Origin of the sequence: Clostridium algidicarnis (assembly GCF_000703125.1) — a bacterium.
Taxonomy (GTDB): Bacteria; Bacillota; Clostridia; order Clostridiales; family Clostridiaceae; genus Clostridium_L; species Clostridium_L algidicarnis.
In genome coordinates this window covers 637,981-651,524 of the sequence record NZ_JNLN01000001.1, presented here as the reverse complement: position 1 = coordinate 651,524, position 13,544 = coordinate 637,981, and the positions used below count along the sequence as shown (strand labels likewise).

19 protein-coding genes and 1 pseudogene are annotated in these 13,544 nt (G+C 29.6%); all 20 read left to right on the top strand.

Annotated features, from left to right (window positions below):
• Complete coding sequence (locus BV55_RS0103210; RefSeq protein WP_029451319.1) at positions 1–825, top strand: ABC transporter permease; 825 nt, start codon at positions 1–3, stop codon at positions 823–825.
• A 12-nt stretch (positions 826–837) separates the two neighbouring features.
• Positions 838–1,665 carry an ABC transporter permease gene (locus BV55_RS0103205; RefSeq protein ID WP_029451318.1) on the top strand — a complete coding sequence of 276 codons (828 nt, stop codon included), beginning with the start codon at positions 838–840 and terminating at the stop codon, positions 1,663–1,665.
• A 210-nt stretch (positions 1,666–1,875) separates the two neighbouring features.
• On the top strand, positions 1,876–3,222 hold the full coding sequence (glmM, locus tag BV55_RS0103200; protein WP_029451317.1) for a phosphoglucosamine mutase: 1,347 nt from the start codon (positions 1,876–1,878) through the stop codon (positions 3,220–3,222).
• 230 nt (positions 3,223–3,452) lie between these two features.
• Positions 3,453–3,704: a hypothetical protein gene (locus BV55_RS15510; protein WP_185162594.1), complete on the top strand. Its 252-nt coding sequence runs from the start codon at positions 3,453–3,455 to the stop codon at positions 3,702–3,704.
• A gap of 311 nt (positions 3,705–4,015) precedes the next feature.
• Entirely contained in the window at positions 4,016–4,297 is a 282-nt protein-coding gene (locus BV55_RS15650; protein ID WP_185162595.1) for a glycine zipper domain-containing protein, read from the top strand.
• 113 nt (positions 4,298–4,410) lie between these two features.
• Positions 4,411–5,268, top strand: a complete 858-nt coding sequence (locus BV55_RS0103185; RefSeq protein WP_029451315.1) for a S66 family peptidase — start codon at positions 4,411–4,413, stop codon at positions 5,266–5,268.
• Between the two features lie 129 nt (positions 5,269–5,397).
• Complete coding sequence (locus BV55_RS0103180; RefSeq protein WP_029451314.1) at positions 5,398–5,745, top strand: TIGR04076 family protein; 348 nt, start codon at positions 5,398–5,400, stop codon at positions 5,743–5,745.
• Between the two features lie 146 nt (positions 5,746–5,891).
• On the top strand, positions 5,892–6,071 hold the full coding sequence (locus BV55_RS0103170; protein WP_029451313.1) for a hypothetical protein: 180 nt from the start codon (positions 5,892–5,894) through the stop codon (positions 6,069–6,071).
• Between the two features lie 93 nt (positions 6,072–6,164).
• The gene (locus BV55_RS0103165; RefSeq protein ID WP_029451312.1) at positions 6,165–6,611 is read left to right on the top strand and encodes a GNAT family N-acetyltransferase; all 447 of its coding nucleotides are present in this window, start codon (positions 6,165–6,167) and stop codon (positions 6,609–6,611) included.
• 183 nt (positions 6,612–6,794) lie between these two features.
• Complete coding sequence (locus BV55_RS0103160) at positions 6,795–7,901, top strand: helix-turn-helix domain-containing protein (RefSeq protein WP_029451311.1); 1,107 nt, start codon at positions 6,795–6,797, stop codon at positions 7,899–7,901.
• Between the two features lie 92 nt (positions 7,902–7,993).
• On the top strand, positions 7,994–8,119 hold the full coding sequence (locus BV55_RS15865; RefSeq protein WP_278246639.1) for a hypothetical protein: 126 nt from the start codon (positions 7,994–7,996) through the stop codon (positions 8,117–8,119).
• A gap of 308 nt (positions 8,120–8,427) precedes the next feature.
• Positions 8,428–8,949 (top strand): P-loop NTPase family protein, encoded by a 522-nt coding sequence (locus BV55_RS0103150; protein WP_029451310.1) that lies wholly within the window; start codon positions 8,428–8,430, stop codon positions 8,947–8,949.
• A gap of 25 nt (positions 8,950–8,974) precedes the next feature.
• Positions 8,975–9,451, top strand: coding sequence for an ASCH domain-containing protein (locus tag BV55_RS0103145; protein WP_029451309.1), 477 nt, complete (start codon positions 8,975–8,977; stop codon positions 9,449–9,451).
• Between the two features lie 349 nt (positions 9,452–9,800).
• On the top strand, positions 9,801–10,388 hold the full coding sequence (locus BV55_RS14780) for a damage-control phosphatase ARMT1 family protein (protein ID WP_242850846.1): 588 nt from the start codon (positions 9,801–9,803) through the stop codon (positions 10,386–10,388).
• 88 nt (positions 10,389–10,476) lie between these two features.
• Positions 10,477–10,638: pseudogene (locus BV55_RS15255) on the top strand (phosphoglucosamine mutase); the annotation flags it as partial.
• A 279-nt stretch (positions 10,639–10,917) separates the two neighbouring features.
• Positions 10,918–11,271, top strand: coding sequence for a hypothetical protein (locus BV55_RS0103135; RefSeq protein WP_029451308.1), 354 nt, complete (start codon positions 10,918–10,920; stop codon positions 11,269–11,271).
• 127 nt (positions 11,272–11,398) lie between these two features.
• The gene (locus BV55_RS0103130) at positions 11,399–12,139 is read left to right on the top strand and encodes a WecB/TagA/CpsF family glycosyltransferase (protein ID WP_029451307.1); all 741 of its coding nucleotides are present in this window, start codon (positions 11,399–11,401) and stop codon (positions 12,137–12,139) included.
• A 224-nt stretch (positions 12,140–12,363) separates the two neighbouring features.
• Positions 12,364–12,690 carry a hypothetical protein gene (locus BV55_RS0103125; RefSeq protein WP_029451306.1) on the top strand — a complete coding sequence of 109 codons (327 nt, stop codon included), beginning with the start codon at positions 12,364–12,366 and terminating at the stop codon, positions 12,688–12,690.
• Positions 12,691–12,790: 100 nt separating this feature from the next.
• Complete coding sequence (locus BV55_RS0103120; RefSeq protein ID WP_029451305.1) at positions 12,791–13,042, top strand: hypothetical protein; 252 nt, start codon at positions 12,791–12,793, stop codon at positions 13,040–13,042.
• A 102-nt stretch (positions 13,043–13,144) separates the two neighbouring features.
• Positions 13,145–13,474, top strand: coding sequence for a DUF3784 domain-containing protein (locus tag BV55_RS0103115; protein ID WP_029451304.1), 330 nt, complete (start codon positions 13,145–13,147; stop codon positions 13,472–13,474).
• Positions 13,475–13,544 lie beyond the last annotated feature (70 nt).

Below are 13,544 nucleotides of genomic sequence, written 5' to 3'. Positions count from 1 at the left end.
ATGCAAAGATTAAGAAATATAAGAGCAATAGCAAAAAAAGATCTAACTCAATTAATACGATACCCTACGTGGATGATTAGCTTAACTATATGGCCTTTAATATTCCCTATGATATATATATTAACTGGAGTTGCTATGGCAGGATCAAATGGAGGAGGATTTAAAGACTTTGACAAATTAGCAGGTACAGACAACTTTAGTGCTTTTATAGTGGTAGGGGTAATGGTATGGATGTGGGTAAATTCTGTTATGTGGAGCTTTGGAACATCACTTAGAGATGAGCAAACCAGAGGCACGCTAGAATCTAATTGGCTTTGTCCTATAAATAGATTTGATATGTTAATAGGTGGGGCTATGGTTTCTATAGTAATGGGATTTTTCGTTGTTTTTGTAAGCTTTATTGAGTATAGACTTTTATATGGTATTAAATTTACGGGAAATGTATTAGAGTGGATTATTGTATTTTTGAGCTTAATACCTGGGGTTTATGGATTTGGCAGTATGTTTGCAAGTCTTGTGCTTTGGGCTAAGGAAACTGGAGCAGCAGTTCAGCTAGTTAGAGGTATAATAACGATATTTTGTGGTATAAGCTTTCCTATAATGATAATGCCACAGTGGATGCAAAATGTTGCTAATATTTTACCTTTCACTTTTGGTATATCAGCAGCTAGGAAGATAATGATACAAAACTTAGGAATAGTTGGGGCTAGAGATGATATATTAATGTGTTTATTAATAGGTTGTATATATTTAGCAATTGGTAGAGTATGCTTTATGGCCGTAGAGAAAAAGGTTAGAGACTCAGGATCTCTAGAAAGGTTTTAAGGGTGAGTATTTATGAGTATTAGAGAAAATTTAAATATTTTAAGAGCAAGATTTATAATTTCTGCTAAAATATATTTTAGATATCCTTTAAATATTATATTAAGTTTGTTCAGCCCCATAATATGGCTTAGCCCTTTTTATTTTATGGCAAAAGCTTTTCAGGTTGAAGGTAAAATTTCAGGATTTGAAAGCTATACTGGTAATTCAGATTTTATAGGATTTATGGTTATAGGATACATGATGGCATCTTATATGAGTGTAGCCATGTGGTCTATGGGATTTTCGCTAAAAGAAGAAATGAGACAAGGAGTATTAGAATCTAATTGGAGTACCCCTGCAAATAAGATTCTTTTAATGGTAAGCCAAAGTATGTTTAAGTTTTGCATTGCAACTTTAGAAATAATAATTACAGGAGTTATCTGCCACTGTATCTTTGATTTCAATATAACACCAGATATATTAAAAATAATAGTTATATTAATACCAGGAATAATATCATTAATAGGAATAGGAGTTGCAATTTCTGCAATGGTTCTTATAACTAAAGAGGCAAACACTATTATAGATATATCTAGTGGCTTTTTATCAGCATTTTCAGGTTCGTATTTCCCTCTTAATGTTTTACCTAAATCACTTATGGTAATAAGTTTTGCAATTCCACTAACCTATTTAAATGACAGTATGAGAGGAATACTTTTAGGTCAAAAAACATTTTTACCATTTAAATATGAGCTAATTATAATAATTATGTTTACCTTTTTAAGTGCATTTTTAGGAGTATTTATATTTAATAAAACTGAAAGAAAATGTAGGGAACTTGGAGTTGTTTCAGGACATTAATTTATTAAACGTGTGTATTTAAACAGTATATAAAGTACATTAAGTAGCTTTAAAGAATATACTAATACATTAAAGGCTGTATCATAAAAGATATAGTCTTTAATTTTACATAAATATACAGGTAACAATTTAAAGATTGTTTAAATATCTACCCTATTATATAATAAGAGTGTTAATTAAAAAAATTAAGGATTAAAGTGAGGTAAACCTATGAGTAGAATATTTGGAACCGATGGAGTAAGAGGCATAGCTAATAAAGAGCTTACCGCTGAAATAGCATATAACTTAGGTAGAGCAGGAGCATATGTACTTACGGAAGGAACTCATAAACCAAAGATATTAGTAGGAAAAGACACTAGAATATCTGGGGATATGTTAGAAGCTGCACTTGTTGCTGGGATACTATCAGTAGGAGCAGAGGCAGTTTGTTTAGGGGTAGTACCAACACCAGCTATAGCATATTTAACAAGAGAATATGGGGCAGATGCAGGAGTTATGATATCCGCATCTCATAATCCAGTACAAGATAATGGAATAAAGTTTTTCGATAATAAAGGATATAAGTTATCAGATGAATTAGAAGATAGCATACAAAGCACCATTGAAAGTAACTTTAATGGAGTTCCGGTGCCTATAGGCCCAGATCTCGGGAAAAGGGTAATAGAAGAAGCAGGACTAGAAGAATATGTAGAGTTTGCGAAATCAACAATAGATGTAGACTTAAAGGGAATGAAGATAGCCTTAGATTGTGCTAACGGAGCATCATTCAAAGCAGCAGTAGATACATTTAGATCCCTTGGAGCAGAAGTTGTAGTTATAAACAATGATCCAGATGGTATAAATATAAACAAAAACTGTGGATCAACTCATCCAGAAGAATTAATGGAATACGTAGTGAAAAAAGGCTGTGACTTAGGTCTTGCATTTGATGGAGATGCAGATAGATGCCTTGCAGTAGATGAAAATGGAAAGCTTATAAATGGAGATTTTATTATAGCCATCTGCGCAAAAAGTCTTAAAGCACAAAAGAGACTAAAAGGTGATACTGCAGTAGTTACTGTAATGAGTAACTTAGGACTTCAAATAGCCCTTGAAAAAGAGAATATAAAGACAATAAAAACTAAAGTAGGAGATAGATACGTACTAGAAGAGATGGTAAAGGAAGGATATAAACTAGGCGGAGAACAGTCAGGCCATGTTATATTTTTAGATTACAACACTACAGGAGATGGAATAGTTACAGGGCTTCAACTAGCAGCTGTAGTTAAAAAGAGCAAAAAGACTCTATCAGAACTAGCATGTATGATGAAGGAATTACCACAGGTACTAGTGAATGCTAGAATACCAAATAATAAAAAGAACATTCATGAAATAGATGAAGAAATAATAAAAGAAATAAAAGAAATAGAGAAATCTCTTCATGGTTGTGGACGAGTTCTTATAAGACCATCAGGAACAGAAGCATTAGTAAGAGTAATGCTCGAAGGAGAAAACCAAGAAGAACTAGATAAAATGGCACATAGCCTAGCAAAGTTAATAGAAAAGAAAGCAAACTAAGGTATCTTAAAAACAATTTAAGAGCTTTAAATAAAATTAAGCTAAACAAGATTTAACTTAATAAATGGGGGACAGTTCACAAGTGTAAGGCACTTGTGAACTGTCCCCCATTATTTTTGGGCTTTAAGAAGATGCTTTAATTCAATTAAGCTTATACATTATATTGAATATGATGTTATAATTAACATATAAGCAGTATCATTTAAGACATGTAGAACAACTTAATATGAATGAAAATAAATAGTGATTTTCCAATAAATCATAAAAGGTATGATCCACGAATTGCTATATGCCGTTTGAAAAAGGTGCTTGTTACAGTCTCAGCGGTGGGTATATTTGGATCTTTGTTGTCTTGGTTTATTAAACCTATGATTTCAATTATAACATTCGGAGTTATTATGGTTATATTTGGTTTTTCTATTAGTTATATTGGAGCCAAGAATTGCTTAGTAATAGAAAAAAAGAGTTTACCCGATGACTAGTTGAAATAACCATTTATGATACGCGTCTTTCCTATTTTATGATACTATAAATGCCTAGACTTGGGAAATGATTTATTGCTTGAAACAGCAGGATTATATTTGTGGAATTTAGAAACAGAAAAATGGTGTAGTATTTTGGAACAATATTTTGAGATATATCTTAAAAAGGATATATATTATAAACAACATGTACAATATAATAGGTTATTTTTGTTGATAAATAAATAGACATAATTGAATATAATCATTGTTTAATATATAGCTAAGTTAAATTGTAATGGTAAAGTTAAGTGCAGTAAAGGAGGTTGAATATGTCTGATAAAAACAATAATAATGAAAAAAAAGATAACCAAAATTATTATCTTAGCGTTGGAATTGGAATTGGATTAGCATTTGGAGCAGCATTTGGAGTACTATTTAATAGGATAGCTATTGGAGCTGGATTAGGTATGCTTCTTGGGATAGTCATAGGCGTAGTAATGGACAAAAATACAAGAAGTGTAAAAAGAGATGTAATTAAAGTTGTTTTAGTGAGTATTATAGGTGTGGTTCTTATATTATTAGTACCTAAGATAATTGATTATTTATGGTGATTTAACTGTTATAGCATAAAATCACTATTTTACATTTTTCATATATTGCATCATAACAGCGGATATATGCAATATAAATATTATTTATATAACTAGAATAGGAGTAAATGAAAATGAAACTTAAAAATGGTGATAAAATAGGTATAGTTGCTTGTTCAAATGGACAACCATTGTCATATAAAACAAAGATTGAAGAATTACTTAAGGTTATTACCGAGATAGGATTAATACCTGTGTGTAGCAATTTTATTTTCGAAAAATATTCTGTATTTAATGGTAGCCCTAAAGAACGTGCAAAGGCATTACTAAAATTTTATCCTGATGTGGAGATTAAAGCTATATTTGATATATCTGGTGGTGATATTGCAAATGAGATATTAGAATACTTAGATTTTAATTTGATTAAAAACAATTCAAAGCCATTCTTTGGATATAGTGACTTGACTACTATAATAAATGCAATATATTCAAAAACAGGAGAGACATCATATTTATACCAGATTAGAAATTTAATATATGATAATAAAGAACTTCAAGTGAAATGGATTACAAATTCGCTTTTTTATGGACAGAAAGATTTATTTGATATTAAGTATTCATTTATACAAGGAAATAAGATGGAGGGTGTTGTTGTTGGTGGTAATATTCGATGTCTGCTGAAACTAGCAGGAACACCCTATTTACCTGATTTTGAAAATAAAATATTACTTTTAGAAGCTTTTGGTGGAGAGGTATCTCTTATAACAACATTTTTTAACCAATTAAAGCAGATGGGGGTATTCTCGAAAATCAATGGGATCCTGCTTGGAACTTTTACAAAAATGGAAGAGAATAATCTTAAGCCCACAGTTGAAGAGATACTTATAAATGTACTAAATGACAGGCAACTACCTATTGCGAAAACTAAAGAGATAGGACATGGAAGTGATTCAAAATGTATTGCAATAGGGAAGTTTATATCTTTATACTGATTATGAATTTACATAAGGAGTTCATAATCCTTAATAAATTAAGAATAAGGTTAAGGTACTTTAATAAAATATTGTGAGGTAAAAATTATTTATATAGAATACAGATAGATAAGAATTTGGAGGTTAATTATGAAAAAGTGGTATGATGAGGAGTACGAATTTGAAATTGAGGTAACTGGGTTTCTTCGCAGTGACCATACAGAGCGGTACTGCCGAAACGGTGAAGAAGTGGGGGATAAGTATACCTGTACCTATGGCTGTCCCATAAATTTGGATGGACAGGGTATCTGTTCCAAGGTTATGATGATTATGTTCCCAATCATGGAGTCAGTCAGAAGTGGCGGAGATTTAGAGAACATTGGCGGCGACGGTAAATATAGCAAGGACATTGTGTGCCCAGATGGCTGCGTCATGTTCAGGCTGACGGCAAAGAAACTTGACAATGAGAATTTTTATAAGGGGAAGTTTTTTGATTAGTTTTGATTTTTATTGTGCTCAGTTTGAAGATAAGCCGAAATATATAAATTCCAAATTTTTAGAGATGAGTATAATGGACATTTTAAGGTTAGTTATGTCGCATCCTTCTTTTATTACGTCAGAACTGAAGAAAGTTGTGAAAATTGATGAATGATGAAATAGTAATTCGTGAATTGAAAGAGTTGGATTTAATGGAGGCTCTTAAATTATGGAGAATATCTTTTAATGCAGGATTCTCAGTAAATTTTGATACAAAAGAAATTCTAATAATCCTGGGTCAGAAGATTTTTGGAATTCCATGGGATGGACTGTTATCCAGGACATAAAATACTTATATAAAGAGTTTTAGTTTGGAATACAACTTTATTAGATTAAGTATTTGATAATATATATAATCTTTATAGGAGAGGAAATAAAAAATGAAACTAATAGATATTAATAAAGATAATTGGTTAAAGGTGGTTTTTCTAACTACTAATAAAGGGGATATGCCTACACTATGTGAAGAATTTGTTGCATCTAATGTATTATCTATTGTACAAGCTCAATATGAAAATAGTTGGACAACAAAAGCTATAGAAGATGATGGGGAAATAATTGGATTTACTATGTATGGTTTTGATGAAGAAGAAAATTATTTTGAATTATGTAGGATTATGATTGATAAAAGGTTTCAAGGAAGGGGATATGGAAGCAAAGCCATGAATTTAGTAATAGATGAAATGAAAAAGTTAGATGGTTGCAAAGAAATATATTTATCCACTGATCCACAAAATGAAATAGGAAAACATATATATGAAAAACTAGGATTTATAAATACAGGAAAAATCATAGATGATGAGGAGCTTTTTTGTTTAAATTTTTAAAAGTAGTGCATAATTTTTCAATCAAAACTACACAAAGAAATATTACCTCCACATTCTAAGTTGAACTTAACTGTAGGTTAAGTTCAACTTAGAATTACCAACTACGCATCCATTGGTAATCAAGGTAAATCAAGATATACTTAATGTGTAAGATCTTATACTAATAATTATGGAGTGATTAAGTTGGAAAAATTAAAAATAGGTGAAGTTATATATAATTTAAGAAAGGAAAAAGGAGTAACACAAGAAGAATTAGCACATTTCATAGGAATTTCTGCAGCTGCTGTTTCAAAGTGGGAAAGTGGAATTTCATATCCAGATATAACTTTATTAACAGGACTTGCTACATTTTTTAATGTAACAATTGATAAGCTGTTAAATTTCAAAATTGAATTGTCAGATGAAGAAGTTATGAAGATTTATAGTGAGTGTGAGGCACTTTTTAGTAATAAATATAATTTAGAAAAAGCTATTGAAGTAAGTGAAAATAATGTATTGAACCACTCAAATAGTTATCTTTTGAAGCTTAGAATAGGATTTTTATTTTTTGCCTATTCATGGAGAGCTGGGGATGATATGAAGGGTAATGACATGCTTAGTTATGCTACTAAACTTTTTGAAGACGTGTCTGTAAATTGCACTAAAATGGAATTAGTAGAAGTAGCATTGTTTCAATTAGGAGCTATTTATACAGAGTTTGAGGAGTATGACAAGGCTATAGAAGCTTTGAATAAAATCCATAAAAGTAAGTGCGATCCAAATGATATACTTTCAAGTATCTATATAAAACAAGAAAATTATAAGGAAGCAAGAAGGTTGCTACAAGGTAAATTATACAAGGGCATTCATGAGATATCAATGGCTTGCATGGGATTAACTACGTCTTATGAAAAACATGAGAAGGATTATGAGATGGCAGAAAAATATCAAAAATTAGCTCTTGATGTTAAAAAAATCATATCAAAAGATGAAGATGCAAGTTTGATATTAATGTCAGAATATCTTAGATTAGTAGAAGTTTATCTTAAAGCAAGTAAATACAATAAAGCAATAGAAACATTGAAATTAATGATGGATAATATTGGGGCAAATGATATTAATGATTTTGAAAAAGACATAAATAATATCTGGTGTTTTAATGAAGTAACAGTTGCAAAGAGAACACTAACCTTGAACTTATATGAAAACATTTCTAAAATATTTGAGGAACCAATTTATAATGTTATAAGAGAAAATAAAGAGTTTATTAGTATATTAAATGAGTTAAAAAGATTAGAAACTAGTGAATAAAAGAGCTTATATAAGCATTATTCAATCAACAAGACAATGTTTTTGTGCTGAAAACAAATTGTTTGTTAATTTTCTATTGGAGGAATTTTATAATGCAAGATATTAATTTAATAAATGGATATAAGATTAAGTATCTTTCCAAAGAGAACAATAATATTGTTGAGAAATTATGTGAGAAGTGTTCAGATTATTATATATTGCACGGTGGAATGAATTAGGGAAAATAGCACATGAAGCACTGGTTGGATGAGCAAAAGATTTAGGAGCAAAGTCATTTAGAATAGGAGTAATTGAAGATAACTATAAAGGTATTAACTTTTGGTCGTCTTTAGGATATACAAAGATAAAAGAGGTTAATATGGATTTTACGGCAAAGACGCATGTAGTAAATGTTATGAGATTGGAGTTTTGCAACTAACTAAATATATTCTACGAAAACTATAAACAACATAAACAATATAATAGGTTATTTTTGTTGATAAATAAGTAAAAATATAAGTAAAAGTTTTATGATGTGGAGTAAAATATGAAAATATATATTGTCGGTTCAGTTTCTAGTGGTAAATCTACACTTGCAAAAAGACTATCTAAAACATTAAAAATTCCTTATCAATCACTTGATGAATTTGTACATATACCTGATAAATCAACGCCTTCGGGTAATCGTAAAAGACAAGTTGAAGAACGAGATAATCTGTTTTATTCATTAATAAAGCAAAAAGAATGGATTATTGAAGATATAGGTAGATCTTGTTTTGAAGATGGTTTAAAAGAATCATATAAAATTATCCTACTTGAAATTTCTACAAAAATAAGGAATTATAGAATAATTAAACGTTGGATTAAGCAGCGACTTGGAATTGAACAATGCATTTATAATCCACGATATAAAATGCTTAAGTGTATGTTGAGATGGTCAAAAGATTATGACTTAGGAAAAGATAATTTAAAGGATAGAATTTCTACATATCAAGAAAAGGTTATCATTATAAGAAACAGGAAGGATATTAATAACTTTATTGAGAGATGTATAAATTCAATAAAATAAACAAAACTTCAGGAGGGTAACAGTAATGGAAAATAAAAAATATTTACAAGAAGAAATTGATACATTTTGGAAAACCTTTTTAAGGGAAACCAAAAGACATGAAACAACAAAGTATTTAGAGGTATTTCATTTTGAATTAACTGAAAAATGGGCAAATGAATTATTGCGGTTGGTTTTAATTGGGCAAAAGAAGGCTACAGCAAGTAGTTTATGGGGGTATGAAATTGAAGGTGAACGTATACCTAAGATTGGTGATTTAAGTATTATCACTGATTGGGAAGGTGTACCACGATGTGTTATTGAAACAATTGAGGTAGCAATTATCCCATTTTCAGATATTACTTATGATATTTGTAAGCGTGAGGGGGAGGATGATACATTGGAATCTTGGTGTTCAGGACATATTCATTTTTTTAAGGAAGAAGGAAATGAACTTGGGTATGAATTTAGAGATGATATGCCAGTGGTTTTTGAAGATTTTAAAGTAGTATATCAAGTATAGATTTTATAGGAAAAATAAATCTAATCTGAATATTATAGTTGGGGAATTGAATAAAAATCCTTTTAATAATTTTATGCGATAATGGAATAAAATGATAGATAAATTAGATAGAGAAACTATAATTTGTTGAGGAAGAGTTATTGAGGGAAGTTTTTACTTATCTCAGTAAAAGGGATTTTGAGGCAACCACACCAGAAATTATTGGAGAAATTTTTAGCTTGATAAAAAAACATACGAATAATCCAGACCCATACAAAGAAACCAGAAATTATTACAATACATTGTTTTTGAAATTGTTACCGAATTTGAGAGGAAGATTAAGCAAGCTGGAAATTCGTTTCAATTAGCAGTGCGATATGCCATTGTTGGTAATATCATAGATTTTAATCCTATTCACAATACATTATTAGAGGATATTTTTAATTGCTTTGGGAAAATCGAACAGTTAGAATTAGCAATTGATGATTCTAAGGCACTAATGGAAGATATTTTAAATGCAAAAATATTATTATACTTAGGTGACAATTGTGGAGAAATCTGCATGGACAAGATTCTTTTAAAGAAAATAAAAGAACTGAATCCTAATGTTAAAATATTATTTGGAGTACGAGGTAAACCTGTTGTAAATGATTCTATATCTATAGACGCATATGCTGTAGGAATTGATGAATATGCAGAGGTTATAGATAATGGGGATGGTTCTCTTGGGACTGTCCTTAAACGAACAAGTCCTGAGTTCAAAGAAGTCTATAAAAAGGCTGATGTAGTAATTGCAAAAGGGCAAGCGAACTATGAATGCTTGAGTGAAGAAAATAAAAACATTTATTTCTTGTTAATGACCAAATGTGATGTGATTGCAAATGATATTGACGTTGAGGAAAAGAAAATGATTTGCATGAAAAACAAAGTTTGTAGAAGCAATGCATCAATTATATAGGTAAGTAACAAATTCTCAATTTGTAGTTGAGTTACTTCACATTTATTCTTAAATTATGAAGAATATTTAATTCAGAGGCAATAGTTTAATAAAAGAAATAGAGAAATCCCTTCATGGTTGTGGACGAGTTCTTATAAGACCTTCAGGAACAGAAGCCTTAGTAAGAGTAATGCTCGAAGGAGAAAACCAAGAAGAACTAGATAAAATGGCACACAGTCTAGCAAAATTAATAGAAAAGAAAGCAAACTAAAGTATCTAAAAAAACAGTTTAAGAGCTCTAAATAAAATTAAGCTAAACAAGATTTAACTTAATTTAAATAGGGGACAGTTCACAAGTATAAAGCACTTGTGAACTGTCCCCTATTATTTTTAACTTTATATGATTTAATTCAATTAGGTTTATACATTATATTGAATATGATGTTATAATTAACATATAAGCAGTGTCATTTAAGACATGTAGAACAACTTAATATGAATGAAAATAAATAGTTATTTTCCAATAAATCATAAATTGTGGGGTGGAGAAATGGATAAATTTCAAAGTGGCATTATTGTAATTACTTTTGCCACATTGGGAATATATATATTACTTTTAATAGTAGATGTTGAAAGATCTTCAAAATGGTTAAAATGGTATCAACAAATGGATGTGGATGAACAGAAAAAGTATGATCCACGAATTGCTATATGCTGTTTGAAAAAGGTACTTATTACAGTTTCAGTGGTGGGTATATTTGGATCTTTGTTGTCTTGGTTTATTAAACCTGTGATTTCAATTATAACATTCGGAGTTATTATGGTCATATTTGGTTTTTCTATTAGTTATATTGGAGCCAAGAATTGCTTAGTAATAGAAAAAAAGAGTTTACCCGATGACTAGTTGAAATAACCATTTATGATACACGTCTTTCCTATTTTATGACGTAAAAGTATTATAAGGCGAAACTAAGGATTATTAATGATGATAATGTTGTACTTAAAAATTTATAAAGAAAGGATGAAAGCATATGATACGAACAGTTAATATTTTAGATGTTGATTTTTCAAAATTGACACTAAAAGAAACAATGAATTTAATTAGAGATAAGATAGATAACTGTAATAACAAGTTTTTACATATTATGACCGTAAATCCTGAAATTGTAGTTCAAATTCAAGAAGATAATGAACTGATGGAAATTTCAAAAAAAGCAGATTTGCTAACACCTGATGGAGTAGGGATTGTTTGGGCTTCAAAAATACTTAAGAATCCAGTTCCAGAAAGAGTTACAGGTTATGATTTATTAATTGAATCGCTAAAACAAGGTAATTTATATAATTGGTCATTTTATTTTTTGGGTTCAGATGAAGAAGTTAATAGGAATATGGAAATACATGTATCTAACTTTTATCCCAACATAAAAGTTTCAGGAAGACATCATGGGTATTTCAATCATGAAGACGAAGAAGAAATAGTCCAAGAAATAGAATATTTATGTCCAGATATTTTAATTGTTGCTTTTGGTTCCCCACATACTGATAAATGGATTGAAAAGCATAGAAAAAGAATTAGTGCCAAGGTTGTATTTGGTGTAGGTGGAAGTATGGATGTTATAACAGGAAAAGTAGCAGAAACTCCTGAAATTTGGAAGAGGCTTAATTTTGAATGGCTATATAGAAGAATTATAATGCCTGAAAGAAAAGACAGACAAAAAAAGCTTAAAACTTTTGCCATTAAAGTTATAAAGCAAGCTTTAGGTTTTAATTAAATAGTTATTAAGATATCAACTTCTTTGGGTTTATTAAATGAGATACATAGGAAATAGATTAGCTTATAAATTTATTATCTTCATTATAGTTCGTATAATTCATAAATTATGAAGAGTATTTAATTCAGAGGCAATAGTCTAATAAAAAAAATAAGGTTACAGATATAATTCTAATGTATTGTAGTTCGAAGTTGTAAAATAAGGCGAATTAAATGGAGGATATTATGGTAGGAAAGTATAAAATAATAACTTTGTGCGGGAGTACGAGGTTTAAAGATGAGTTCTTGAAAGTACAAAAACAATTAACTCTTGAAGGTAATATAGTTATTTCAGTAGGATTGTTTGGACATGCTGATGGTGAGTTTGAAAATGTCATCACTCCTGAAATTAAAGTAATACTTGACGATATGCATAAAAGAAAAATTGATATGTCTGATGAAATTTATGTGATTAACAAAAACGGATATATAGGCGAAAGTACAAAAAGTGAGATAGAATACGCTATAAAGACTAGAAAAAGGGTTGATTATTTAGAGTGCCATAATGCTTAGTCTGTTTCGCAATGTTCATATATTACATCATAACAGTAGATATATGAAAGATAAATATTATTTAAAGTTTATGAAAAATGATAAAATGGGAGGAAATAAGTTGAAAAAAGAGTTTATCAAAAAGGTAATCACACTGATTATTATTATAGGATGTATTTTTTTAGTGCTAGGATTATTAAGTTTATTTGGGATAATTAATATGGAGGCAATGCCACTTATATTGCTATCAGCAGGTCTCTTTAATATATCAAATGCATATTACGTGTATAGTAAGAATAAAAAGTCAGCTGTTTTCTTAATTCTATCTGGATTATTTTCAATCTTTGTTTCTATATTTATAACACTTTTTTAGAAAATATAAGATCGTAATAGTAATAAAAGACGAAGTAAAGATAATATGCAGACAAATATAAATTAACAAGACATGCCAATAACAAAACGCAGGAGGTTTTATATGAAGAGTATGGATATATATGGATTAATTATAATTACATTAATTATGGGAGGGATGTTTACATTTTTAGGATGGGTAATTAAAAGTCAAAATGCAGGGGATATGCTGAATGGATTTGATGAGAAAAAATACGATAAAGATAAAGTCTCAAAAATAGTAGGCGGAGATATATTGTACACAGGTCTATTAGTTATTCTCATAGGGATTGTTGGTGTCTTTTTAAGTAGCAAATTTTATAATTATATAACTATTGCACAGGTCGTTATTTACGTAATAGGAATTATAAAAAGTATGTATGACATGAATAAAAAATGTAGAATAAAAAGGTGATTATGCAGTCTTATAGTTACTATAAATAAAAAGACTTTAGACGTTGAGAGCTATTTTAAACTGTTACAAT